Source organism: Streptomyces sp. NPDC045778 (assembly GCF_056431945.1).
Genome location: NZ_JBWKJZ010000032.1, coordinates 59,711 through 83,893, shown reverse-complemented (window position 1 = coordinate 83,893; position 24,183 = coordinate 59,711). Strand labels below are relative to the sequence as shown.

Annotated in this window: 22 protein-coding genes and 1 pseudogene; 11 read left to right on the top strand and 12 right to left on the bottom strand. The window is 72.6% G+C overall.

Annotated elements, in window-relative coordinates:
• The first annotated feature begins 76 nt into the window (after positions 1-76).
• Complete coding sequence (locus AC07GB_RS31860; RefSeq protein WP_478851529.1) at positions 77-811, top strand: AzlC family ABC transporter permease; 735 nt, start codon at positions 77-79, stop codon at positions 809-811.
• Complete coding sequence (locus AC07GB_RS31855) at positions 808-1,122, top strand: AzlD domain-containing protein (protein WP_478851527.1); 315 nt, start codon at positions 808-810, stop codon at positions 1,120-1,122. The genes AC07GB_RS31860 and AC07GB_RS31855 overlap by 4 nt, the downstream gene beginning before the upstream one ends.
• A gap of 406 nt (positions 1,123-1,528) precedes the next feature.
• On the opposite strand, the gene AC07GB_RS31850 is transcribed toward AC07GB_RS31855, so the two are convergent.
• Complete coding sequence (locus tag AC07GB_RS31850; protein ID WP_478851525.1) at positions 1,529-3,430, bottom strand: AMP-dependent synthetase/ligase; 1,902 nt, start codon at positions 3,428-3,430, stop codon at positions 1,529-1,531.
• Between the two features lie 165 nt (positions 3,431-3,595).
• Here AC07GB_RS31850 and AC07GB_RS31845 point away from each other — a divergent pair, with 165 nt between their 5' ends.
• Both AC07GB_RS31845 and AC07GB_RS31840 read left to right on the top strand, forming a co-directional pair.
• Positions 3,596-4,621 (top strand): AraC family transcriptional regulator, encoded by a 1,026-nt coding sequence (locus tag AC07GB_RS31845; protein ID WP_478851523.1) that lies wholly within the window; start codon positions 3,596-3,598, stop codon positions 4,619-4,621.
• Between the two features lie 97 nt (positions 4,622-4,718).
• Positions 4,719-5,936, top strand: coding sequence for a lipase family protein (locus AC07GB_RS31840; RefSeq protein WP_478851520.1), 1,218 nt, complete (start codon positions 4,719-4,721; stop codon positions 5,934-5,936).
• A gap of 153 nt (positions 5,937-6,089) precedes the next feature.
• Here the strand turns inward: AC07GB_RS31840 and AC07GB_RS31835 are convergent, their stop codons facing one another.
• On the bottom strand, positions 6,090-7,589 hold the full coding sequence (locus AC07GB_RS31835) for an MFS transporter (RefSeq protein WP_478851518.1): 1,500 nt from the start codon (positions 7,587-7,589) through the stop codon (positions 6,090-6,092).
• A 151-nt stretch (positions 7,590-7,740) separates the two neighbouring features.
• On the opposite strand from AC07GB_RS31835, the gene AC07GB_RS31830 reads away from it, so the two are divergent.
• Entirely contained in the window at positions 7,741-8,610 is an 870-nt protein-coding gene (locus AC07GB_RS31830) for a helix-turn-helix transcriptional regulator (RefSeq protein ID WP_478851516.1), read from the top strand.
• 13 nt (positions 8,611-8,623) lie between these two features.
• Here the strand turns inward: AC07GB_RS31830 and AC07GB_RS31825 are convergent, their stop codons facing one another.
• Complete coding sequence (locus tag AC07GB_RS31825; protein ID WP_478851513.1) at positions 8,624-10,147, bottom strand: alpha/beta hydrolase; 1,524 nt, start codon at positions 10,145-10,147, stop codon at positions 8,624-8,626.
• 663 nt (positions 10,148-10,810) lie between these two features.
• Here AC07GB_RS31825 and AC07GB_RS31820 point away from each other — a divergent pair.
• A complete protein-coding gene (locus AC07GB_RS31820; protein WP_478851510.1) occupies positions 10,811-12,127 on the top strand; it encodes a 3-oxoacyl-ACP reductase in 1,317 nt (438 codons plus the stop codon).
• 169 nt (positions 12,128-12,296) lie between these two features.
• Entirely contained in the window at positions 12,297-13,130 is an 834-nt protein-coding gene (locus AC07GB_RS31815) for a MaoC/PaaZ C-terminal domain-containing protein (RefSeq protein WP_478851507.1), read from the top strand.
• 311 nt (positions 13,131-13,441) lie between these two features.
• On the opposite strand, the gene AC07GB_RS31810 is transcribed toward AC07GB_RS31815, so the two are convergent.
• The 4 genes from AC07GB_RS31810 to AC07GB_RS31795 all read right to left on the bottom strand — a co-directional run bounded on the left by AC07GB_RS31810 (position 13,442) and on the right by AC07GB_RS31795 (position 17,256).
• On the bottom strand, positions 13,442-14,782 hold the full coding sequence (locus tag AC07GB_RS31810) for a dicarboxylate/amino acid:cation symporter (protein WP_478851505.1): 1,341 nt from the start codon (positions 14,780-14,782) through the stop codon (positions 13,442-13,444).
• A gap of 352 nt (positions 14,783-15,134) precedes the next feature.
• Positions 15,135-15,425, bottom strand: a complete 291-nt coding sequence (locus AC07GB_RS31805) for a DUF4229 domain-containing protein (protein WP_478851504.1) — start codon at positions 15,423-15,425, stop codon at positions 15,135-15,137.
• Between the two features lie 106 nt (positions 15,426-15,531).
• Positions 15,532-16,695, bottom strand: a complete 1,164-nt coding sequence (mqnE, locus tag AC07GB_RS31800; RefSeq protein ID WP_478851503.1) for an aminofutalosine synthase MqnE — start codon at positions 16,693-16,695, stop codon at positions 15,532-15,534.
• A 105-nt stretch (positions 16,696-16,800) separates the two neighbouring features.
• On the bottom strand, positions 16,801-17,256 hold the full coding sequence (locus AC07GB_RS31795; protein WP_030685400.1) for an Lrp/AsnC family transcriptional regulator: 456 nt from the start codon (positions 17,254-17,256) through the stop codon (positions 16,801-16,803).
• Between the two features lie 139 nt (positions 17,257-17,395).
• Between AC07GB_RS31795 and AC07GB_RS31790 the strand changes: the two genes are divergently transcribed.
• A complete protein-coding gene (locus AC07GB_RS31790; RefSeq protein ID WP_478851565.1) occupies positions 17,396-17,521 on the top strand; it encodes a hypothetical protein in 126 nt (41 codons plus the stop codon).
• Positions 17,522-17,602: 81 nt separating this feature from the next.
• Here AC07GB_RS31790 and AC07GB_RS31785 read toward each other — a convergent pair whose 3' ends face one another.
• The 3 genes from AC07GB_RS31785 to AC07GB_RS31775 are packed head-to-tail and all read right to left on the bottom strand — an operon-like array spanning position 17,603 to position 20,669.
• Positions 17,603-18,283, bottom strand: coding sequence for a UbiX family flavin prenyltransferase (locus AC07GB_RS31785; protein WP_478851501.1), 681 nt, complete (start codon positions 18,281-18,283; stop codon positions 17,603-17,605).
• Between the two features lie 35 nt (positions 18,284-18,318).
• Positions 18,319-19,221, bottom strand: coding sequence for a menaquinone biosynthesis prenyltransferase MqnP (gene mqnP / locus AC07GB_RS31780; RefSeq protein ID WP_478851499.1), 903 nt, complete (start codon positions 19,219-19,221; stop codon positions 18,319-18,321).
• Positions 19,218-20,669, bottom strand: a complete 1,452-nt coding sequence (locus AC07GB_RS31775; protein ID WP_478851497.1) for a menaquinone biosynthesis decarboxylase — start codon at positions 20,667-20,669, stop codon at positions 19,218-19,220. Before AC07GB_RS31775 ends, mqnP begins: the two co-directional genes overlap by 4 nt.
• An 88-nt stretch (positions 20,670-20,757) precedes the next feature.
• Between AC07GB_RS31775 and AC07GB_RS31770 the strand changes: the two genes are divergently transcribed.
• The gene (locus tag AC07GB_RS31770; protein WP_478851495.1) at positions 20,758-21,066 is read left to right on the top strand and encodes a PLDc N-terminal domain-containing protein; all 309 of its coding nucleotides are present in this window, start codon (positions 20,758-20,760) and stop codon (positions 21,064-21,066) included.
• Between the two features lie 68 nt (positions 21,067-21,134).
• Positions 21,135-22,056 (top strand): annotated as a pseudogene (locus AC07GB_RS31765) (isopenicillin N synthase family dioxygenase).
• Between the two features lie 18 nt (positions 22,057-22,074).
• On the opposite strand, the gene AC07GB_RS31760 reads toward AC07GB_RS31765, so the two are convergent.
• Positions 22,075-22,401: an ArsR/SmtB family transcription factor gene (locus tag AC07GB_RS31760; RefSeq protein ID WP_478851493.1), complete on the bottom strand. Its 327-nt coding sequence runs from the start codon at positions 22,399-22,401 to the stop codon at positions 22,075-22,077.
• A 157-nt stretch (positions 22,402-22,558) separates the two neighbouring features.
• Here AC07GB_RS31760 and AC07GB_RS31755 point away from each other — a divergent pair, with 157 nt between their 5' ends.
• On the top strand, positions 22,559-23,536 hold the full coding sequence (locus tag AC07GB_RS31755; protein ID WP_478851491.1) for a quinone oxidoreductase family protein: 978 nt from the start codon (positions 22,559-22,561) through the stop codon (positions 23,534-23,536).
• Positions 23,537-23,658: 122 nt separating this feature from the next.
• Here the strand turns inward: AC07GB_RS31755 and AC07GB_RS31750 are convergent, their stop codons facing one another.
• Positions 23,659-24,162: an SRPBCC domain-containing protein gene (locus tag AC07GB_RS31750; protein WP_478851489.1), complete on the bottom strand. Its 504-nt coding sequence runs from the start codon at positions 24,160-24,162 to the stop codon at positions 23,659-23,661.
• Positions 24,163-24,183: the final 21 nt, after the last annotated feature.

The window sequence follows — 24,183 nt, the reverse complement described above, 5'->3', positions numbered from 1 at the left end:
CGACTCCCATCGTTCGGTACGCAAGTCCATTCGTTCGCCTTGACGAACGCACTTCTCCTGAACCATCCTACGGCGCATGCGTTCGACACAGCGAACGGATGACCCGGCAGAACGAACACCTGGGGTCGTCCGTCTCTCCGACCTGCCCTCCGACGTGCTCCGCGACATCGCGCTCGTCCTGCTCGCCGACCTCGTCGTCGGCGTGTCCTTCGGCGCGATCGCCGTCGCGGGCGGCCTGCCGGTGTGGCTGCCGGTCGCCATGTCGCTGCTCGTGTACGCGGGCTCCGCCCAGTTCAGCGCGGTCGCCGTGCTCACGTCGGGCGGCGGCGCGGTGACCGCGGCCGCGACCGGCCTGCTGCTCAACACCCGCACCGCGGCCTTCAGCCTGGCCGTGGCCGACAGCATCGGCCGCTCCTGGGCCGCGCGGCTCGTGGGCGCGCACCTGGTCACCGACGAGACGGCGGCGTTCGTCCTGGCCCAGCCCGACCCGCGGCGGCGCAGGGCCGCGTTCTGGATATCGGGGCTCGGCCTGTTCGTCGCCTGGAACGTCAGCGTGCTCGCGGGCGCGCTCGCCGGCTCCGCGCTCGGTGACACCGCACGGTTCGGTCTCGACGCCGCGTTCCCCGCCATGCTCGTGGCCCTCGTCCTGCCCGTCCTGCGGGACGCCGGCTCCGGTGCGCGCCGGGCTGCCGCCGTCGGGGCGGTGCTCGCGGTGGCGGCGACCCCGGTCCTCCCCGCGGGCCTGCCCGTGCTCCTCGCACTCCTCGGCCTGCTCGCGTCGGGCCGCCGTCCCGCCGGAGGTGCGGCGTGAACGCCCAGATCGTCTGCGTCCTGGCCCTGGCCGCCGGCACGTACGCCTTCCGGCTCGCCGGGCCACTGCTCCAGGGGCGGGTGGAACTGCCCGCGCGCTTCCAGGAGTTGCTGACCGTCGGGGCCGCGGTGATCCTCGTCGCCCTCCTCGCGACCGGCGCGTTCACCGAGGGACACGACTTCGCGGGCTTCGCGCGCCCGGCGGGAGTGCTCGTGGGGGCGGCGCTCGCCTGGAGGCGTGCGCCGTTCGTGATGGTGGTCGCCGGCGCGGCGGGCACCACGGCCCTGCTGCGCCTCGCCGGCCTGTCGTGATCGAAAGCCCGGCAGCACGAAAGCCGGGCAGCCCGAAAGCCGGGCAGCCCGAAAGCCGGGGAGCCCGGCAATCCCCGCCGTCCGGCAGACCGACAGACCGACAACTCGGCAACTCGGCAACTCGACAGACCGACAACCCGGCAGACCGACAGACCGACAGCCCGGCAGCCCGACAACCCGGCAGACCGACAGACCGACAGCCCGGCAGCCCGACAACCCGGCAGCGCGGCCACCCCACAGCCAGGCAGACCAACAGCCCGGCAGCCCGACAGACCGACAGACCGGCAGCCCGACAGACCGGCAGCCCGACAACCCGGCTACCCGACAGCCCGGCAGCCCGACAGCCCGCCTCCTCCACCTCACCGGCCAACCGCCGCAACCCAGTACCGGTACCGGCACCCGCCCCCTACGCCCCACCAACCCCCCGCAGCACCCCGTACAACCCCTCCACCACCGCCCCGTACCGCTCCGTCACCGCCCGTCGCCGCACCTTCAGACTCGGCGTCAGGAGTCCCGACTCCACCGTGAAGTCCTCGTCCAGGACGGCGAAGCCGCGGATCCGTGCCGGGCGCGAGACGCCCGCGTTCGCCTCGTCGACCGCCTCCTGGACGAGGGCGCGGACCGTCGGATCGGCCGAGAGCGGCTCGGTGAGCACGACGCCCGTGCGCTCCGCCCACCCCGTGACCTCCTGCGCGTCGATGGTGATCAGCGCGACGGGGTAGGGGCGCCGGTCGCCGACCATGACCGCGCGGGAGACGAACCGCGAGGCCTGGACGGCCCGTTCGGCCAGGGAGGGCGTCAGGTTCTTGCCGCCCGAGGTGATGATGAGGTCCTTCTTGCGCCCGGTGATGGTCAGATAGCCGTCCTCGTCGAGCGCGCCCAGGTCCCCCGTGTACAACCAGCCGTCGGCGTCGAGCGCGGCGCGGGTCGCGGCCGGGTCGCCGTGGTAGCCGGGGAACACGTTGGGCCCGCGCGCGAGGATCTCGCCGTCGTCCGCGATCCGCACCTCGCAGCCCGCGACGGGCCGCCCCACCGTGCCGTACTTGACCGCGCCGGGGTGGTTCAGGCTGATGAGACCGCCGGACTCCGTCATCCCGTACCCCTCGAAGACCTGGATGCCGCAGGCCCGCAGGAAGTCCAGGACGTGCGGGGCGATCGGCGCGCCGCCGGTGAGGGCCCACCGCAGCCGGCCCCCGAGCGCCTGCCGTACCGGCGCGAACAGCGCCTCGTCGGCGGCCTCGTAGGCCTCCCGAAGCTCCGGCGGCAGCGCCCCGTCCGCCGCGAGGACGCCGACGCGCACCGCCTCCGTGAAGCGCTCGCGCCCACCCTCCTGCGATTCGGCGAGCGAGAGCACCGTCGAGTACACCTTCTCGAACAGGCGCGGCACGGACGGAAGATGCGTCGGCCGCGCCTCGGCCAGCTCGACGACGACGTCCTCGATCCGGCCCCCGAAGTACACGAGCGTGCCGCCCTCGATGAGCGTCGTGAACTCGATGAGCTGCGCGAGCAGGTGCGCCAGCGGCAGATACAGATACGTCGCGTCGCCGGGGCCGCCCTCGATGAGCGGAAGCGAGGCGTCCTGCACGGCCCCGAGGTTGCCGTGGGTGAGCACACAGCCCTTGGGCGGGCCGGTGGTGCCGGAGGTGTAGATGACGGTCGCGGGGTCGGCGGGCCCGCGACCGTCCGCCCGGCGGAGCAGCTCCTCATCGGTGCCCCCGGAGGTGTCCGTGACCCCGGAGGCGTCCGTGCCCCCGGAGGTGTCCGTGACCCCGGAGGCGTCCGTGCCTCCGGAGGCGCCCGTGACCCCGGCGGCGTCCGTGACCCCAGAGGCGTCCGCGTACGCCTCCGGGCCCGTCATCGCCACGAGCCGCCGCACCCCCGGCAGCTTGTCGCGCAGCCGCTCCACGTCGGCGACACGCGCCGCGTCCTCGCACAGCACCACCGAGGTGCCGGAGTCCCCGAGCACCCACGCCAGTTCGTCCGCGCCCGCCGTCGGGTAGACGGGCACGACGACCGCGCCCGCCGCGAGCGCGCCGAGGTGGGCGTACGTCCACTCGGCGCGGGTCTCGGCGAGCACCGCGACGCGGTCGCCGGGCGCGACGCCCATGCCGACGAGCGCGCGGCCCACCCGCCGCGCCTCGTCGCGCAGGGCCCCGTACGACACCTCGCACCACCCCTCGGCGCGCTTGAACCGCAGCGCGGGCAGCGCCCCGTGGCGGTCCGCCGCCCACTCCGCGAGCACGGCCAGGGTCGGGGGCCGCCGCTCCTGCCGCGTCCGCTGTGTCCGCTGTGTCCGCCGGTCCGTCATGCGTACGACGCTAGGGACGCGGACCGACCGGACGGCATGACGCGAAACGTCACCCGGGCTGACCCGAGCGCTCACCACCGCACGCCCCGCGCGAATCAGCCAACCCCGCGCGCCCCCACGAGCGCCCCCTTCTTGACCTCGCGCCCTGCGGCTAACGTCATGGTCATGGCCAGGCGGACGATCACCGTGCACCACGTGCGGGCCGTGCTGCGCGGCGCCGAGCGGCGCGGCGTCGACACCGTGCCGCTGCTCCAGACCGCGCAGATCCCGCCCCTGCTGCTCGGCGACGACCGCGCCCGGATCACGGCGCCGCAGTTCGCCCGGCTCTTCCGGGGTCTCTACCGGGTGACGCAGGACGAGTTCCTCGGCCTCGGCTCCTCGCCCAGCAGGCCCGGCACCTTCGCGATGATGTGCTACGCCGCGCTCGGCTGCCGCGACCTGGGCTCGGCCATGGAACGCGGGGTCACCTTCTACGGCCTCTTCCCCAGCGGCCCCGACCTCGCCCTCACCCGCACCCCGGACGCCGCCGTCTTCACCGTGCGCAACGACCTGGAGCAGGACTTCTTCCTCGCCGAGTGCCTCGTCATCATCTGGCACCGGCTGTGCAGCTGGCTGATCGGCCGGCGCATCCCGCTGCGCTGGGCCGACTTCGGGCATCCGCCGCCCCCGCACAAGGACGAGTACGAGCTGCTCTTCGGCTGCCGCGTGCGCTTCGGCGCCGAGCGCACCGGCGCCGGGCTCGACCCGCACTGGCTCGACGCGCCGCTCGTGCGCGACGAGGACGCGCTCGCGGCGATGCTGCGCCGCGCCCCCTTCGACCTGCTCTCGCGCCGCGACTACGGCACCACGGTCGCCGAGCAGGTGCGCAGGAGCCTCGCGGTCGCGCTGCGGGCCTCGCCGCGCCTGCCCTCGCTCGGCGAGATCGCGGCGCGCCTCGCGCTCAGCCCCTCGACGCTGCGCCGCCGCCTCGCACAGGAGTCGACGTCGTACCAGGAGCTGAAGGACGCGGTGCGGCGGGACGCGGCCATCGCGGGTCTCGCGGAGGGCCGGGAGCCGATCGCGGACCTCGCGGCACGGCTCGGCTTCTCCGAGGACACGGCGTTCCACCGGGCGTTCCGGCGGTGGACGGGGACGACGCCGGGCGCCTACCGGTACGCGTACCGCGATGGTTCCGGCGGTCAACGAAGCTGAGCGTTCCCGTCAGCCCCGTCCTTACTCGCGGGTCACTACGGTCGTCGCGTCTGGGCGACCGACGGCCCAGCTCTCCACGCACAGTTGGGAGACCCGCATGCACGTACGTACGTCCTTCAGATGGCTTGCGGTGACGGCGGCGGCGGGCCTGACGGCCGCGACGCTCGCCACCGCCCCCGCACACGCGGACGACACGAACGCTTCGGACCGTACGACGGCGTCGGACGGCGCGAAGGGCGCCGTGAAGGGCGCCGCGAGCGCCCCCGGCGACCTCGTCACCACGGAGCCGAGCGCCTTCCACCCCCTGCCCGGGCAGCCCACGAACACCAAGGCCTGGAAGATCCACTACCGCTCGACGACGGCGAAGGGCGAGCCGAACACCGTCTCCGGCACGGTCATCGTGCCGCAGGACGGGCGCACGGGCCCGCGCCCGCTGATCACGTACGCCGTCGGCACGGTCGGCGTCGGTGACCGCTGCGCGCCGAGCGCGGGCTTCCCGCGCGGCACCACCCTCGAAGCCAACCTCATCCAGCAGCTCACCCTGCGCGGCTGGGCCGTCGTCGTCACCGACTACGAGGGCCTCGGCACCCCCGGCGACCACACGTACACGGTCGGCCGCTCGGCGGGCCACGCCGTCCTCGACGCGGCCCGCGCCGCGATCCGGCTGCCCGGCGCAGGCCTCTCCCCGAACTCTCCGGTCGGCATCATGGGCTACTCCCAGGGCGGCCAGGCCAGCTCCTGGGCGGCCGAGCTGCACGGCAGTTACGCCCCCGAACTGAAGGTGAAGGGCACGGCGACCGGCGGCGTACCCGGTGACCTGCGGAAGGTTGCGGCCTTCAACGACGGCTCGTACGGCGCGGGCCTGATCTTCATGGCGGCGATCGGCCAGAACGCGGCGTTCCCCGAGCTGAACCTGGAGTCGTACCTCAACCCGCTCGGCAAGTCCCTCATCGGCGCGCTGCGCGACAGCTGCGTGGCCGACGGCGCGGTCCTCGGCGCCTTCAAGAAGATCAGCGACGTGACCACCAAGAACCCCCTCGACCAGCCCGACTGGCGCCAGCGCCTGCGCGAGTCCCAGGTCGGCACCCGCGCCCCCGAGGCGCCGGTGTACCTCTACCACGCACTCGCCGACGAACTGATCCCGTACGGCGTCGGCAAGCAGGTCCGCGAGGACTGGTGCGCGAAGGACGCGAAGGTCGAGTGGCACACGATCCCGCTGGGCGAGCACGTCAGCGGCGTCATCACCCAGTCGCCCCTGGCGGCCCAGTGGCTGGCGGACCGCTTCGCGGACAAGCCCGTACGCGGCAACTGCTAGCCCCTTCCCGCTGACCCGGCACCCCGGGCCCGGCGACGCGCCCCGGTCGGCCCCCGCGGCCCGCCGGGGCGTCTCCGTCCCGGGCACTACGTCCAGCGGCCCCGGTGGCGGTCGGTCCGACGCGCCGATGTCGATGCTGTTCTCGCCGGGCGCTCAGCGGCCGCGGCCCCGGGGCAGCCGCCACACCGAAAGCCCCGCCGTGCCCAGGAGTACCAGGCCCACCACCACGAGCCCCTGCCGCATGCCGCCCACCGAGAAGCCGCCGCCGCTGCCGATGAGGGCGCCGAACAGCGCCACCGACAGGGCCCCGCCCGTCTGGCGCAGCGAGTTGAGGAGGCCGGATGCGGTGCCCGCGCGGTGGCCGGGGACCGCGTCCATCAGCAGGGCCGTCAGCGCGGGCACCGCGAGCGCGCCGCCGATGCCGGTCGGTACGAGCAGGACGAGGACCAGCCACATCGGGGTGTCCGCCGCGAGCGGAAGGAGGGCGAACATGGCGGTGGCCAGGATGAGTTGGCCGGTCACGATCACCGGGCGGCGGCCCGCCCGCTCCGCGAACCGGGGCGAGACCAGGTTCGTCGAGGTGATGAGCACCGCGAGGGGCACGAACATCAGGCCCGCCGCCACCGCCGACATGCCCCGCAGCTGCTGGAGGTACAGGCCGAGCAGGAACACCACGCCGTAGAAGCCCGCGTTGACCGCGAAGCCGACGGCCAGCGAGACGCCGACCTCACGGCGGCGCAGCAGGGGCAGCGGCACCATCGGCGCCGGGTGCCGCCGCTCGGCGGCGCGGAAGGCGAAGGCCGCCGCCACCGCGAGCCCCGCGGCGAGCAGCACCGAGGGGCTCGTCGGGCCCGCGTGCCCGCCCTCGATGACGGCGTACGCGAGCGCGCCGAGACCGAGCACGGCGGTCAGCTGGCCGGGCACGTCCAGGGGCGCCGGGCGGCGCGGCGACGGCGCGGTGCGGGCGAGCAGCGCCAGGATCAGGGCGCCGAGCGGCAGGTTGAGCAGGAAGACCGCGCGCCAGCCCACCGCCTGGGTCAGGACGCCGCCGAGCACCGGGCCCACCGCCATGGCCGTGGAGCCGCCCACCGTCCACAGCGCGATGGCGCGGGCGCGGCGCCCCGGCTCCTCGTACGCCTGCCGGATCAGGGCGAGCGAGGCGGGCATCACGACGGCGGCGGCCGCGCCCTGGCCGATCCGGGCGGCGATGAGCGCGCCGATGCCGGGCGCGAGGGCGCAGGCGAGCGAGGCCAGGGTGAACAGGGCGGTGCCCCAGGCGTAGGCGCGCCGCGCCCCCGCCCGGTCGGCGAGCGCGCCCGCGGAGATCATCAGCGCCGCGAACATCAGCGTGTACGAGTCCACCACCCACTGGAGGCCCGTCATGCCGCCGTGCAGGGAGGAACGGATGTCCGGCAGGGCGATGTTGACGGCGGAGACGTCGACGGTGATGACGGTGAAGCCGAGGAGGGAGGCGAGGAGGGCGGTGCCGGCTCGCGGTGTCGAGCGGGGCGCTCCCGGTGCTCCCGGGGCTCCCGGCGCTCCCGGCGGGGCCGGCGCTCCCGGCGGGGCCGGCGCTCCCGGCGGGGCCGGTGCTCCCGGCGGGGCCGGTGCGGTGGCCGGAGCGGCGGCCGGGACGCGAAGGGTGGTGGACATCGGAGTTCCTCTCTGGGGCCCGTCACGGAGCGGCGGGGACGACACCACCCTCCGTCTCCCGCCCCGCCCCCGGCAGACCGCCGCGTTCCTGGCCCTGACACGGCCCCCCACCGCCCCTCCGCCCACCCCACGGGCCAGGGACAATGACCGTATGAAGACCAACGGCGGGACCGAGCTGGGCCGCTATCTGCGGGCGCGCCGCGCCCAGATCCGCCCCGAGGACGCCGGGCTCCCGGCCGGCGCGGGGATCCGGCGCACGCCGGGCCTGCGCCGCGAGGAGCTGGCGACCCTGGCCGGGGTGAGCGTCGACTACTACACACGCCTGGAGCGCGGCCGCGAGTCCAACCCGTCACCGGCCGTCATCGACGCCCTGGCGCGCGTTCTGCATCTGCGCGGCGACGCCCACGAGCGCCTGCACGAGCTGGCGGAGCTGGCCTCGGGCCGCCTCACGGAACCGCGCCCCACCACGGAGTTCACCGTGCGCGACTCCGTGCACCGGATGCTGGAGGCGCTGCGCCCGCTGCCCGCGTACGTGGTGAGCCCGCACAGCGACATGCTGGCCGCGAACGCGCCGGGCCGCCGCCTGATGCCGGGCCTGTGGGACTGGCCCCCGCACGAGCGCAACCTCATGCGCTATCTCTTCCTGCACCCCGTCGGCCGCACGCTGTACGTGCCGTGGGAGGAGACGGTCGCCCTGTCCATCGCGCACCTGCGCGCGGTCGGCGGCCGTGATCCGGACTCCCCGCGCCTGACCGCCCTCGTGGGCGAGCTGATGCTCAAGTCCCCCGACTTCGCCCGACTCTGGGACCGCTACGAGGTCTGCGAGCGCGGCGGCGGCGTCAAGTCCTTCGCGCACCCCAAGGCCGGGCCGATGACCCTCACGTACGAGGTCATGTCGCTCGCCCGCACCGGCGGCCAGCGCCTGGTCACCTACCAGGCCGAGCCGGGCACGGCCGACGAGGCCGCGATGCTGCGCCTGGACCCCTCGTCCCGCACTGCGGCGGACCCGGACCGGCGCTAGCGGCGCGCGGCGGTCACTCCGTCCACTCCGCCGCGCACGAACTCCCGTTCGCCGGGAGCTGCTTGTACAGCAGGAACCCGTCGACCTTCGCCTTCACGCACTTGGAGCCGAAGTACCCGGTGTGCCCGTCGCCCTTGTTGTCGAGCACGACCGCCGCCGAGCCGAGCCGCCGCGCGGTCTCCTCCGTCCAGCGGTACGGCGTCGCCGGGTCGCCGCGCGTCCCGACGAGCAGGAGCTTCGGCGTGTCGACGTCGCGTACGTCCTTACGGATGTACGAGGTGCCCGCGGGCCACCCGAAACACATCAGGACGAGCGTGAGGTTGTGCTCGCCGAAGACGGGCGAGACCTCCTCGAACTCCCGCTGGAGGCGCCCGATCTCCTCCTCCACCTTCCGCGCGCCCGGCCGGTCGGGGTCGTCGGCGCAGTTCACGGCCGCGAGCGCGGCGGTCTCGTTGTCCAGGGGCACGTCCTGGCGCCCCATGCCCCCGGCGCCGCCGACGCGCAGCAGCGCCCGCGGGTCGCCGTCGGCGAGCAGCGCGCCGAGCGCCTGCGACAGGGCGGGCCAGGCCTGCCGGCTGTACAGGGCGGAGCCGAGGACGCTCACCACGTTCTGCCCGGTGAACTCCTCGCCGCTCGCGGAGCGCAGCGGCATCGCGTCGAGGTCCTCGATGACCTTCACCATGGTCCGGCGGGCCTGGCGCGAGTCGTCGCCGAACACGCACCCGGCGTTCTTCGTGCACCACTTCAGGAAGTTGTCGAGGGCGGTCTGCTGTCCCTCGGCGGACGCGAGCCCCTGCTCGTCGACGGGCTCGGTCAGCGTGTCCACCCCGTCGAGGACCATGCGGCCGACCTTCTTCGGGAACTGCGCCGCGTACACCGCGCCGAGCCGCGTCCCGTACGAGAATCCCAGGTAGTTGAGCTTCTTGTCACCGAGGGCCGCGCGCATGACGTCCATGTCGCGCGAGACGTTCACGGTGCCGATGTGCTTGAGGACGGGGCCCGACTCCTTGGCGCACCGCTCGGCGGTCCGCCGCAGCTGTGCCAGGACGGCCCCCGCGTCGTCCGGGTCGTCAAGGCCCTCGGGCTCCGGTTCGTCGCCGCAGCTCACGGGCTCGCTCAGGCCGACCCCTCGCGGGTCGAAGCCCACGACGTCATAGCCCTTGCCGAGGTCGCCGAAGCCCTTCAGATCGGCCGCGAGCCCGGCCACCCCGGGCCCGCCCGGGCCGCCGAAGTTCACCAGGAGCGAGCCGCGCTCCTTGCCGCTCGACCTCACCTTCAGCATGGCCAGGTCGACGGTGCCGTCCTGCGGGCGGGCGTAGTCGAGCGGCACGGTGAGCGTGCCGCAGCGGACGTCCTTGTTCTTGGTGACCGTCTCCGGAAGGTTCTGCTTCTCCGGCTCACAGGCGGCCCACTTGACCTTCTGGGCGTAGAAACGCCTGAGGTCCGGCTGTGGCGCGTCGGAACGGGTCGCGGTGGCGGGCAGGGCCGTGAGGGCCAGGGCGAGGGCGGTGACGCCCGTGAGCGCCGGTATGCGCACGGCGGCCTCCAAGAGGTGCGGTCCCCCAAGAGGTGCGGTCTACGGTCCACAGGTCCTGCCCCCTTCCGCAAGGCTAGGCTCCCTGGCCGCGCCTCGCCCGTCCAGTGGGTCTACGGTCCGTGATCGGCGCTGGTCAGGGGGTGGGCATCGGGGGGCTTGAGGGGTGCGTGATCCGTGTGCCGGTGGCGGCGAAGGGGGCCCGGGGGCCGGGGGCTAGAGGGCCCGGGGGCCGGGGACGGGCAGCCGGGCCCGGTTCGCCGGGGCGCCCCCTCCGCCGCTCCAGTGGCCGCGGCACCGCGTGCGCCCGGGGTGGTACCGGCGCCGGTGCTGACGGTCGGGCCGCGGGGGCCGTGCTCCGGGGGGCACGCTTCGAGGGAGGGGATTCGCGGTCCCGGCGAGGGGGCTCCTGCGCCGGGGAGGGGATTGGTCCTCCGGGCGAAGGGATTGGTGTTTCGGGCCAGGGGGTTGATGTCCGGGCCAGGGGATTGGTGTCCAGGGCAGGGGATTCGTGCTCCGGGCCAGGGGATTCGGCGGCATCTCTCGACCAGCTCCTGACCCTTGAGTAACCTTACTCAAGGGTAAATTCAAGCAGACGAGGGCCCGTTGGGAAGCGGGCGGACGCCTGCTCGCGCCGCCGAGACCGACCGAGCTGGGAGCTGGGCCATGGCCGACCGCTATCTGACGTTCACCCGCACCGCCCCCGGCCGGTTCCTCACCCGCAGGCTCGGCCTGCCCCGGCCCGTGCCGCTGCGTCGCTGGTCGTCCGAACACCCGGCGCTCGAAGGGCCGTTGTTGCACCTCACCGCCGGTGACGTGCCACTGCCCGGCCTGCACGAGGTGCTGACCCGCACCGGACTTCCGCCGCACGCGGGGCCGTTGGGCACTCGGCGCCCGGCCGCCGTGGTCCTCGACGCGACCGGCGTCGCCACCGTCACCGCCCTCATGGATGTGCACGCCACGCTGCACCCCGTGGTGCGGGCGGTCGCGGACTGCGGCCGCGTCGTCGTCCTCGGCGCGCCGCTCTCCCCCGCCGACCACCACCAGGCCGCCGTGCAGCAGGCCCTCGACGGGTTCGTCCGCTCCCTCGCGAAGGAGCTGGGCCGGGGCCGGACCGCGACGCTCGTCCGCACCACCTCCGCGCCCGCCGCCCTGCCCGTCCTGCGCTTCCTCCTCTCCCCGAAGTCCGCGTACGTCAACGGCCAGACCATCGAGGCCGCCCCCCACGACGAGGGCGCCCCCGAACCCCTGGACCCGGCGCGGCCGTCGGCGGGCCGCACCGCGCTCGTCACCGGCGCGGCGCGCGGGATCGGTGAGGCCGTCGCCCAGGTCCTGGCCCGTGACGGCGCCCGCGTCGTCGCCCTCGACGTGCCCGCCGCGCGAACCGACCTCGTACGTGTCGCCGAACGCGTCGGCGGTGTCCCGCTGGCCCTCGACATCACCGCCGACGACGCGGGCGAGCGCATCGCCGCCGCCCTGCCCGAAGGCCTGGACGTCCTCGTCCACAACGCGGGCATCACCCGCGACCGGCGCCTCGCCAACATGGCCGCCGACCGCTGGAGTTCGGTCCTCGACGTCAACCTCGCCGGCGTCCTGCGCACCACGGACTTCCTCCTGAAGTCCGGCACGCTGCGGCGCGGCGGCAGCGTCGTCGCCACCGCGTCCATCGCGGGCCTCGCGGGGAACGCCGGGCAGACCAACTACGCCGCCAGCAAGGCGGGCATAGTCGGCCTGGTCCGGTCCCTCGCGCCCCGGGCCCTCGCCGAGCACGGCATCGCCGTCAACGCGGTGGCCCCCGGCTTCATCGAGACCCGCATGACCGCGGCCGTGCCTCTCCTCATCCGCGAGGCCGGGCGCCGCATGAACTCCCTCGCGCAGGCGGGGCAGCCCGTCGATGTCGCGGAGGCGGTGGCGTGGCTGGCCCTGGGCGGGGTGAACGGGCAGGTGGTGCGGGTGTGTGGCCAGAGCTTCCTAGGCGCGTGACGCTACCGCTGAGCTTGAACCGTGCCCTTGGCGAGGCTCCCCCACCCCGCACCGCGCACTCCCACCCACCCGGAACACCTGGGCGCAGCCCCGGGCCCGGTGCGGCGTCCCCGCCCTGGTCGCGCGCGGCGCCGAGCCACCGCCAAGCCGACCCAACGGAAAGGCCCCCATGACCCGGCCCCCGCTCCCCCTCACCCTCCTCAAGGGCGCCCTCCTCTCCCCCTTCAAACACCCGGGCACGGGACACGGCACCCTCCCCCCGGGCCGGCGGGAGCACACCCGGGCCGTGCCCGACCGCACGGACGCCTTCCGCCGGATCTGCGGCTTCGCCCCCACCGGGGACACCCTCCCCCTGCCGTACCCCCACGTGCTGGCCTTCCCCCTCACCATGCGCCTCCTGGCCACCAGAGCCTTCCCGCTGCCCCTGCTCGGCCTCGTGCACACCTCCATCGAGGTGGTCCAGCACCGCGCCCCGCGCGTCACGGACGCGCTCGACCTCACGGCGTACGTGGAGAAGCTGACACCGCACCACCGCGGCACGGAAGCCACCGTCACCGTGGAGGCAGCCGCCGCGGGAACGGCCCTGTGGGAATCCCGCAGCACCTACCTGGCCCGCCACCGGACGAGCACACCACCGAGCCGGGGCCTGGACGCCCCCGCCCCGCTGCCCGCCACGGCTCAATGGCGACTCGCGGCCCGCCTGGGCCGCCGTTACGCCGCCGTCTCCGGCGACCGCAACCCCATCCACCTGCACCCACTCACCGCCCGCCCCTTCGGCTTCCCGCGCGCGATCGCCCACGGCATGTGGACGTTTGCCCGCTGCCTCGCGGAGTACGGGCTTGACGACAACACCGAGCCGGTCCGCGTGACCGCCGAGTTCCGCGCGCCCGTACTCCTGCCGTCGACGGTCACGTACGGCCGCCGCGGCCAGGACTTCGAACTGCGCGACAGCACAGGCCGTCCACACCTGCGCGGCCGGGTCGAGCCGCTAGCGGGCCGGTGACCAGGGGCGCCCCTCCATGAGGTCACCGAGCCCCGCCCAGGCGAAGTTCATGAGTGCGGGGGTGGCCCCGGGCAGACGTGTCCGGACGGGTACTCGCTTCAGTGGTCCCCGCGCCTGCGGGGGTGCTCCCTCCTCGTGCTGACGGACCGCGTACGGCGCGTCGCAGTCCCCGCGCATGCGGGGTAACCCCCCAGCCTCAACCCACCCCAAAACCCCCTCCCAAACACCCCCAAGCCCCCCACCAAAAAGTCGGCAGGGGGCTCGGCCCAGCGGTCAGCGCGCGCGGGAGGGAGGAAGGGGGCGAGAGAGGATCAGGCCGCCGCAGGCAGGGGTCCCTCGTCCAGGGGGTCGTCGAGGGGGGAAGCGGAGGCGTGGTCGTAGGCCTCGCGGTCGAGGATGTTCTCGCGGGCCGCGACCACGACCGGAACCAGCGCCTGCCCGGCGACATTCGTGGCGGTACGCATCATGTCGAGGACCGGGTCGATGGCGAGGAGCAGGCCGACGCCCTCCATGGGGAGGCCGAGCGTGGACAGGGTCAGGGTCAGCATGACCGTGGCGCCGGTGAGGCCCGCGGTGGCGGCGGAGCCCACGACGGAGACGAAGGCGATCAGGAGGTACTCCTTGATGCCCATGTTCACATCGAAGATCTGCGCGACGAAGATCGCGGCGATCGCCGGGTAGATCGCGGCGCAGCCGTCCATCTTGGTGGTGGCGCCGAACGGCACCGCGAAGGACGTGTACTCCTTCGGCACGCCCAGGCGCTCGGTGACCTTCTGGGTGACCGGCATCGTGCCGACCGAGGAGCGCGAGACGAAGGCCAGCTGGATGGCGGGCCAGGCGCCCTTGAAGAACTGGAGCGGGCTGACCTTGGCGACGAAGGCGAGAAGCAGCGGGTAGACGCCGAACATCACCAGGGCGCAGCCGACGTAGATGTCCGCGGTGAAGGTGGCGTACTTGCTGATCAGGTTCCAGCCGTAGTCGGCGATGGCGAAGCCGATGAGGCCGATGGTGCCGATCGGGGAGAGCTTGATGACCCACCACAGGGCCTTCTGGAGCAGCGTGAGGATCGACTCGCTGAGGTCCAGGATCGGCTTGGCCTTCTCGTCGCCGATCTTCAGGACGGCGACGCCGGCGACGGCGGCCATGAAGACGATCTGGAGGACGTTCAGCTCGGTGAACGGCGTGATGACGTCGGTCGGGATGATGCCGGTGAGGAAGTCGATCCAGGACCCCTCGTGCTCGGGCTTGGCGCCGTCCTTCGGGGTCAGGCCGGTGCCCGCGCCGGGGTTGGTGACCAGGCCGATGACGAGGCCGATGGCGACCGCGATCAGCGACGTGATCATGAACCAGAGCAGCGTGCGGGTCGCGAGCCGTGCGGCGTTGTTGACCTTCCGCAGGTTGGTGATCGAGATCAGGATGGCGAAGAACACCAGCGGGGCGACGGCCAGCTTCAGCAGGCCGATGAAGGTGTCGCCGACCTTCGACAGGGTGGTGACGAGCCAGCTGATGTCCTGGCTGCGGGCGAGCCAGCCGAGCAGCACGCCCAGGACCAGACCGCCGAGGATCTGGGCCCAGAAGGGCAGCTTCAGGAACTTGGGTATCCGGAAACCGGATCGGGGCTCGTCGGTCGGGGACGCGGAATTCGCGGACACGGACACACTCCGGGTAATGACGGGGGACGTGAGGAGCGGCGGCCCGAAGGGGTCACGGGCACCGCTGCAGTGCAGATGTCGAAGTCGTTCAGATGACGCGACAGGCCGCGGACATGCAGCGGCAGAGATCGACATGCAGGCGCGCCACGAGCGGGACGCTCATGGCGTGGTGGTGCGCGGCTGCTGTCTTCATGTCGAACACGTTAACACTTGAACTTTGAGTGCATCAAAGGTCTTGTTTGAGGTAGAGGGGCCCAAGGGTCTCAGAAACGTCGAAACCCCGGTAGCGGAGCGGCATGCTCCGGTACCGGGGTTCCCTGCGTCCAGGGGGAGGGTGTGACGAACCTTACGGCTACTGCGCGGTGCGCGCGGCGTCGTCGGCGCCGTCCTCCTGGGTGCGGTTGCGCTCCAGGCTTGCCTTGACGTTGTCCACCTTCGCGACGACCTTCTCCGAGGCCCGGTCGCGCTCCTTGCGCAGGAGTACGAAGCTGATGGGCGCGGAGACCACCAGGGACAGCAGCGCCACCCACAGCAGGTTGGAGCCGCCGAGCCCGCGGGGCACGATGCCGGAGTAGACGAGGCCCCAGACGACCAAGAAGCAGCCCGCGAAGACCCCGAGGCGCATCAGCGTGTAGCGGAGCATGTCAATCCACTCTTCCGTTCCGACATAGGCCCGAGCGACCCGGATCAGCCCGAGCCGGACGAGCCCCTCCAGTGAAGCACGGCGGGGCGCCCCGGCAGGAGCCGGGTCAGAGCCGCATCGGCTGCGGCGACTCGCGCAGCTCCCGGTCGGGGCCCGGGAACTCGCGGATGACCTCGTAGCGCGTGTTGCGCTCCACCGGGCGGAAGCCGGCCTCGCGGATCAGGTCGAGCAGGTCGTCGCGGGTCAGCTTGTTCGGCGTGCCGAAGTCGTCCGCGTCGTGGGTGATCTTGTACTCGACGACGGAGCCGTCCATGTCGTCCGCGCCGTGCTGGAGTGCGAGCTGGGCGGTGGCGAGGCCGTGCATGACCCAGAAGACCTTGACGTGCGGCACGTTGTCGAAGAGCAGCCGGGAGACGGCGAAGGTCTTGAGGGCCTCGATGCCGGAGGCCATCTTCGTGCGGGCCTGGAGGCGGTTGCGGACCTTGCCGTCCTGTACGTCCACGAAGTCGTGCTGGTAGCGCAGCGGGATGAAGACCTGGAAGCCGCCGGTCTCGTCCTGGAGTTCACGCAGCCGGAGCACGTGGTCGACGCGGTGCCGGGGCTCCTCGATGTGCCCGTACAGCATCGTCGCGGGGGTCTTCAGACCCTTCTCGTGCGCCAGGCGGTGGATGCGGGACCAGTCCTCCCAGTGGGTCCTGTGGTCCACGATGTGCTGGCGGACCTCCCAGTCGAAGATCTCGGCGCCACCGCCGGTCAGCGACTCCAGGCCGGCGTCGATCAGCTCGTCGAGGATCTCGGAGGCGGACAGGCCGGAGATGGTCTCGAAGTGGTGGATCTCGGTGGCCGTGAAGGCCTTCAGGGAGACGTCCGGCAGCGCGGCCTTCAGCTCCCGCAGCGAGCGCGGGTAGTAGCGCCAGGGGAGGTTCGGGTGCAGGCCGTTGACGATGTGCAGCTCGGTGAGGTTGTCGGCCTCCATCGCCTTGGCGAGCCGGACGGCCTCCTCGATGCGCATCGTGTACGCGTCCTTCTCGCCCGGCTTGCGCTGGAAGGAGCAGTAGGCGCAGGAGGCCGTGCACACGTTGGTCATGTTGAGGTGGCGGTTGACGTTGAAGTGCACCACGTCGCCGTTCTTGCGGGTGCGCACCTCGTGGGCGAGACCGCCGAGCCAGGCCAGGTCGTCGGACTCGTACAGGGCGATGCCGTCCTCGCGGGACAGCCGCTCCCCGGAGCGGACCTTCTGCTCAAGGTCGCGCTTGAGCCCTGCGTCCATGTGCCGTACCTCTAACTTTCCGCCGACCGACGACCTATGACAGACCCGACCAACCGTACTCCCCCACCCTTCGGGCGGGAGGTGCCCCCTGACGGCCCTCCGCGCCTAGACCTCCTCCGGAAGTTCCCCGACCCGGTTCTCCCACTTGGTGGAGAGGACGATCGTCGTCCGCGTGCGCGAGACGCCCTTGGTGCCGCTGAGGCGGCGGATGGTCTTCTCCAGGCCGTCCACGTCGCTGGCGCGGACCTTGAGCATGTACGAGTCGTCGCCCGCGATGAACCAGCAGTCCTCGATCTCGTGCAGGTCGCGCAGGCGCCGGGCGACGTCCTCGTGGTCGGCGGCGTCGGACAGCGAGATGCCGATCAGCGCGGTGACGCCGAGGCCCAGGGACGCGGAGTCGACCGTGGCGCGGTAGCCGGTGATGACGCCGGCCGCCTCCAGGCGGTTGATGCGGTCGGTGACGCTGGGGCCGGAGAGGCCGACGAGGCGCCCCAGCTCGGCGTAGGAGGCACGCCCGTTCTCGCGCAGAGCCTGGATGAGCTGCCTGTCCACGGCATCCATAGGTCGAAGCCTTTCATTATTTAGCGTTTTCGCGAGTCTACGTGTAGAATCTAAGGCGTAACAGGGTTCATACCCTGTGAATCTTCCAGAATCTCAGCCGATCAACGACGATCCTTCGAATTCTTCAGGAGTGTTCCCCGTGTACACGATCGAGATGGCCTACGCCCGTATGCGCGAGCTTCAGGACCAGGCCAACCGCTCGCGTGCCCACCTGTCCGCCACCGCCGCGCGCAAGGCCAAGAAGCGCGCCGCCAAGAAGCGCTGACCCCGTCGCGGGGATGCGGCGCGGTATCAGCTGCGGAGTCGTCGTGGCTGGTCGCGCAGTTCCCCGCGCCCCTTCGGGGCGCTACCTACCTCCCAGCTCCCCCTTCCAGCGGCGGTACAGCTGGTGCGGCACCCCTGCCGCGTCCAGCGTCCGGCCCGCGACGAAGTCCACCAGGTCCTGGATGTGCGTCGCCCCCGCGTAGAACGCCGGAGAGGCGGGCAGCACGATCGCGCCCGCCTCGTCCAGGCTCACCAGGTGCCGCAGCGTCTGCCCGTTCAACGGGGTCTCCCGTACGCAGACCACGAGCCGCCGCCCCTCCTTGAGCGTCACGCTCGCCACGCGCTGGAGCAGGTCCTTCGAAAGGCCGAGCGCCACCCCGGCCACGCACGCCGTGGACGCGGGCACGATCAGCATCCCCTTCGTCGCGTACGAACCCGACGAGGGCCCCGCCGCCAGATCGCCGGCCGCCCAGTAGCGCACGTCGTCCACGCACACCTCGTACGTGTCCGGCTTGCCATCCGCGCCGCGCGCCAGCCACTGCTCCAGGTCCTCGCGCCAGTGCGCGTCCCGGAACGCGATGCCGGTCTCGTCGAGCAGCGTCAGGCGCGAGGCCCGCGAGACCACCAGGTCCACGCTCTCCCCGGCCGCGAGCAGCGCCCGCAGGACCGCGGCGGCGTACGGGGTGCCGGATGCGCCCGACACCCCCACGACCCAGGGCCTGCGCTCCGTGTCTCCCGCATCTCCCGCGTCTTCCGCGTTCACGCCCCGCAGCCTATCCACGGGCCCGGTACGTCCCGTCATACCGTGAGCCCGCGCACCAGCAGGTCGAGCAGCGCGCACCCGAAGAGGGCGATCCCGATGAAGCCGTTGACCTGGAAGAAGGCACGGTTGAGGCGGGACAGGTCGTGCGGCCGCACGATCGAGTGCTCGTACAGGAAGGCGCCGGCGACGATCACGAGGCCGAGCCAGAAGAACGCGCCCGCGCCGGTGGCCACCGCGTACCAGACGAACAGCGCCGTCGTGACGGCGTGGCAGCCGCGCGCGCCCCAGATCGCGGCCGGGATGCCGAACCGCGCGGGCACCGACATCACGCCGACCTCCCGGTCGGTCTCCACGTCCTGGCAGGCGTAGATCAGGTCGAAGCCGCCGATCCACACGCCCACCGCGAGGCCCAGTATCACCGCCGTCCATGACCACTCGCCGGTGATCGCGAGCCAGGCGCCGATGGGCCCGATGGCCTGCGCGAGGCCGAGGATCGCCTGCGGGAAGTTGGTGAACCGCTTGCCGTACGGATAGACCACCATCGGGATCACCGCGACCGGCGCGAGCGCCAGGCACAGCGGGTTGAGCAGCGCGGCGGAGCCCAGGAAGACCACGACGGCGATGAGCGCGCCGGTCCACGCGGACTTCACCGTGACGGCCCCGGTGACCAGCTCGCGGTGCGCGGTGCGCGGGTTACGGGCGTCGATCTCGCGGTCGATGATGCGGTTGGCGGCCATCGCGAAGGTACGCAGGCCCACCATGCAGACGGTGACCAGGAGCAGCCGGCCCCAGTGGATGTTCTCGTCCCACTCGTACATCGCCGTCAGGGCGGCGATGTAGGCGAAGGGCAGCGCGAACACGGAGTGCTCGATCATGACGAGCCGCAGGAAGGCTTTCGTACGTCCCGGCTGCGGCAGCGCGGCGGAAGCGGAACTCACAGGCCGTACTCCCTCCAGCGGCGGTCCACGAGCGCCGCCGTGTCCGGGTCCGACTCGACCATGTCCGGCCAGCCACCGTCGCGTGTGTAGCCCTCCTCGGGCCACTTCTTCGTCGCGTCGATGCCTGCCTTGCCGCCCCAGAACTGCTGGTAGGAGGCGTGGTCGAGGTGGTCGACGGGGCCCTCCACGACGGTCAGGTCACGGGCGTAGTCGGTGTTGCCGAGCGCGCGCCAGGAGACCTCGTGCAGGTCGTGGACGTCGCAGTCGGAGTCCACGACCACGATCAGCTTGGTCAGGGACATCATGTGCGCGCCCCAGATGGCGTGCATGACCTTCTGCGCGTGCTTCGGGTACTTCTTGTCGATCGAGACGATCGCGCAGTTGTGGAAGCCGCCCGACTCCGGCAGGTGGTAGTCCACGATGTCCGGCACGATGATCTTCAGCAGCGGCAGGAAGAACCGCTCGGTGGCGCGGCCGAGGGGGCCGTCCTCCGTCGGCGGGCGCCCCACCACGATCGACTGGAGCAGCGGCCGCTTGCGCATCGTCACGCAGTCGATCGTCAGCGCGGGGAACGGCTCCTGCGGCGTGTAGAAGCCGGTGTGGTCGCCGAAGGGCCCCTCGGGGAGCATCTCGCCCGGCTCAAGCCAGCCCTCGATGACGACCTCGGCCTGCGCGGGCACCTGGAGCGGCACGGTCTTGCAGTCGACCATCTCGATCCGCTTGCCCTGGAGGAAGCCCGCGAAGAGGTACTCGTCGATGTCACCGGGCAGCGGCGCGGTGGACGCGTACGTCACGGCGGGCGGGCAGCCGAAGGCGATGGCCACCGGCAGCTTCTCGCCCCGGCGCGCGGCGACTTGGTAGTGGTTGCGGCTGTCCTTGTGGATCTGCCAGTGCATGCCGATGGTGCGCCGGTCGTGGCGCTGGAGGCGGTAGAGCCCGAGGTTGCGCACCCCGCTCTCCGGGTCCTTCGTGTGGGTGAGCCCCAGGTTGAAGAAGGACCCGCCGTCCTTCGGCCAGGTGAAGAGGGCGGGCAGCCGGTCCAGGTCCACGTCGTCGCCCCGGAGCACGACCTCCTGCACCGGCGCGTCCTTGACCTTCTTCGGCGGTACGTGCGTCATCGCGCCGAGCTTGCCGAAGGCCTCGCGCACGCCGACGAAGCCCTGCGGCAGCTCCGGCCTGAGCAGCCCGCCGATCTTCTCGCTGATCTCGCCGTACGACTTCAGGCCGAGGGCCTTCAGGAGGCGCCGGTCGGTCCCGAACACGTTCATCGCGAGGGGCATGTCACTGCCCTTGACGTTCTCGAAGAGGAGCGCCGGGCCGCCGGACTTCTGGACGCGGTCGACGATCTCGCCGACCTCCAGATACGGGTCGACCTCGGCCTTGATCCGCTTCAGCTCGCCCTCGCGCTCCAGTGCCCTCAGCAGAGAGCGGAGATCGTCATAAGCCATGCGGTCAAGTATCGGTCACCGGCTACCCTGGCCCCGTCACCGGGTACGCCCGGCGCCCGTGCTCCGCTCTCTGGGGGATCTCCGACACATGCTCAGGTATCTGCCGTTCCTGCTGGTCCTGGCCGTGTGGATCTACGCCTTCATCGATGTGCTCAACACCCCGGAGAAGGAGGTGCGCCACCTGCCCAAGGTGGTGTGGGTCATCATCGTGCTCCTCTTCGGCGAGGTCCTCCTCGGCCCGATCGCCTGGTTCGTCACCGGCAAGAAGAAGCGCCCCACGGGCCCTGCCCGTGCCAGGGGCGGCTGGGTCGCCCCCGACGACAACCCCGAGTTCCTGAAGAACCTGAACAAGGACCTGGACCTCGACAAGGACACCGACAAGCGCGACGAGGCCTGAGGGGGCGCCCGCGCGCGGAGCGCGCCAATGGACACAGCGGGGCGTCCCGCGAGGGCACCATAGCCACCATGACGATCCCCACCGTCGATCTGCGCGCCTGGCGCGCCGGCACTCCCGGCGCCCGCCAAGAGATCACCGAGGCCGTGGACGAGGGCCTGCGCACCGCCGGCTTTCTCCTCGTCACCGGCCACGACGTGGCACCCGACCTGCGCACAGCCATCCGCGAACAGGCCCGGTCCTTCTTCCGGCTGCCGCCCGAGGCCAAGCAGCCGTACGCCGTGCGGGTGGGAGCCCGCGGCTGGCTCGGGCCCGGCGCGGAGGCCAACAGCTACGCGGAAGGCACCCCGTCGCCGCCGGACCTGAAGGAGTCGCTGTCCTTCGCCGCGGACGAGCCGACCGGGGACGCGGCCGTCGACGCGGAGTGGTTCGCGCCCAACACCTGGCCCGCCGAGACGCCGGGCCTGCGCGGCCCCGTGGAGACGTATCTGGCCCTGATGCGGACGCTCTCCGACCAGCTCCTGGAGCTGCTCGCGGCGGCGCTCGGCGAGCCCGAGGACTTCTTCACCCGCCACACCGGCCATCCCACCTGGGGCTTCAACATCAACTGGTATCCCGGCCGGGACCGCGTCGGCACCCCCGAGCCGGGTCAGTTCCGTATCGGCCCGCACACCGACTTCGGCACGGTCACCGTCCTCGACCGGCAGGCGGGCCGGGGCGGACTCCAGGTGTTCACGGACGCCGACGGCTGGCAGGACGCGCCCTGGGACCCGGACGCCTTCACGATCAACATCGGCGACCTGATGGCGCGCTGGACCGGCGACCGCTGGCGCTCCGGCCGCCACCGCGTCCTGCCCCCCCCCGGCCGACGCGCCCGCCGAGGAGCTGCTGTCCCTGGTGTACTTCTACGAGTGCGACCCCGGCACGGACGTGCGCGGCACCGACTCGCACACCTACCTACGCGCCCAGCTGGACGCGATCGCCTCCGACTGAGGCCTTGGCCGGGCCGGGTCAGTCCCCGCGCAGCACCAGGGCGAGGAGCCCCGGGAAACGCGCCTCGAACTCCTTACGCCGCAGCCGGTTCACCCGGCGCGGTCCCTCGTCGCGCTGCTCGACGACACCCGCCGCCCGCAGCGTCGCGAAGTGATGGCTGAGCGCGGCCTTCCCGACGGGCACGTCGAAGCTGCCGCAGGCCCGCGACCAGTCCGCCGAGCCCGCCAGCTCCCGTACCAGGTGCATCCGCACGGGGTCGGCGAGCGCGGCGAGGGCCTCCTGCACGGTGACGTCGTCGAGGCGCGCGTGCACGGGGGCCGCGCGGTGGCCGGTGCGTGGGGCCATGGGCCCGCCTCCCGTTTCGTGAGGGTGTTCGTGAGGGTGTTCGTGAAGGTCTTCGCGAAGGTCTTCGTGAGGGACAGGGACTTGCCGAGTGTTCGATGAAAACCATACAGTCCCGAGTGTTCAATGCAGATCGAACACCGAGTACCGGGAGACACCCATGCGCGCAGTGCAGTTCCGCGAGTTCGGCGGACCCGACGTCCTTGAGGCCGTCGGGGCCGACACCCCCGAGCCCGGGGCGGGCCAGGTCACCGTCGACGTCGCGTACGCCGGTGTGAACTTCGCCGACCTCAAGGCCCGCGCCGAGGGCTACCGCGTGCCGGGCCTGCCGTTCGTGCCCGGCCTGGAGGTGGCGGGGCGGGTGCGCGCGGTGGGCCCGGGTGTCGAGGGCGTCGAGGTGGGCCAGGAGGTCGCCGCGCTCACCGGGGGCGGCGCGTACGCCGAGGTAGCCGTCGCCGACGCCGCCACCGTCTTTCCCGTACCGGACGGCGTGGACCTGCGCACCGCGGCCACGCTCCCCACGGTCCTGCCCACCGCCCACGCTCTCCTCCATGAGGTCGGCCGCCTGCGCGCGGGCGAGACCGTGCTCGTGCAGGGCGCGGCGGGCGGCGTCGGCACGGTGGTCGGCCAGCTGGCGAAGGCCGCGGGGGCCACGGTGCTCGGCGTGGTGTCGAGCGCGGCGAAGGCCGAGTACGCACGCCGGTACGGCTACGACGAGGTCTTCGTCGACAGCGGGGCAGGCTTCGCGGGCCCGGCCCGCGCGGCCACCGGCGGGCGCGGCGTCGACCTCGCCCTCGACCCGGTCGGCGGCGCCACCTTCCGCGCGGGACTCGACGCGCTCGCCACCTTCGGCCGCCTGGTCTCGTACGGCAACGCGGGCTCGGCCGAGCCGTGGCGCGTGGGCCAGGCCGAACTGTTCCCGGGCACGCGGTCCGTGGCGGGCTTCTCCATCCTCACGCTGGCGCGGGAGGACCCGCGGGCGCTGCGCGCGATCGCCGAGCGCGCCTTCGAGGCGGTCGCCGACGGCACCGTCACGCTGCCCGTCACCGCCGAGTTCGCGCTCGAAGAGGCCGCGCGGGCCCATGAGCTGATGGGCGGCCGCACCACGACGGGCAAGCTGCTGCTGCGCGTGAACTAAGCGGTCTTGTGGAAGTGCGGTGCGGTTCGGCAGCGCCCCGGAGGGGCGCGGGGAACTGCGCGACCAGCAACGACGGACCCGCAGGCGATCGACGGCCCATCGCGGCCATTCCAGCAAAGCGCTCAGGCGTACGTCTCCCGCAACTCGCGCCACCGGTCCAGGTTCCTCGTCGACCAGTCCTTCGGCCGCCCGTCGAGCGCCGCCACCAGGAACTCGAAGTGGTGGTGCCACCCGGCGAGGCAGTCGAGCCGGAAGCTGTCGTCGCCGGTCAGCTCGTTGGTGAAGCGCAGCGTCGCACCGGTGTCCCCCGCGGGCTCCAGATGGAACCGGCAGCGCCCGTGCAGGTCGATCGTGTACTCGGCCACGACGTCCGGGTCCCAGGCGGTGATCTGCCCGGAGTGGACCGCGGCGGCCGGGTCCTCCTGGTTGAGCCAGCGCAGGCTCACGGCCCCGCCGAGGCGCGGCTCGAACACGTCGGCGGCGGCGAGCCACCCCACAAGCCCTTCCGGGGTGGCCACCGCCGCCCAGACCCGCTCCACCGGGTGCGGCAGGCGCACCACCCAGTGGAGCGTGTGCGTGTCCCCCTCGGACCGGCTCGTCCCCTGTTCGACCGTCGTCTCACTCATGGATCCCAGGGTCACGCACCC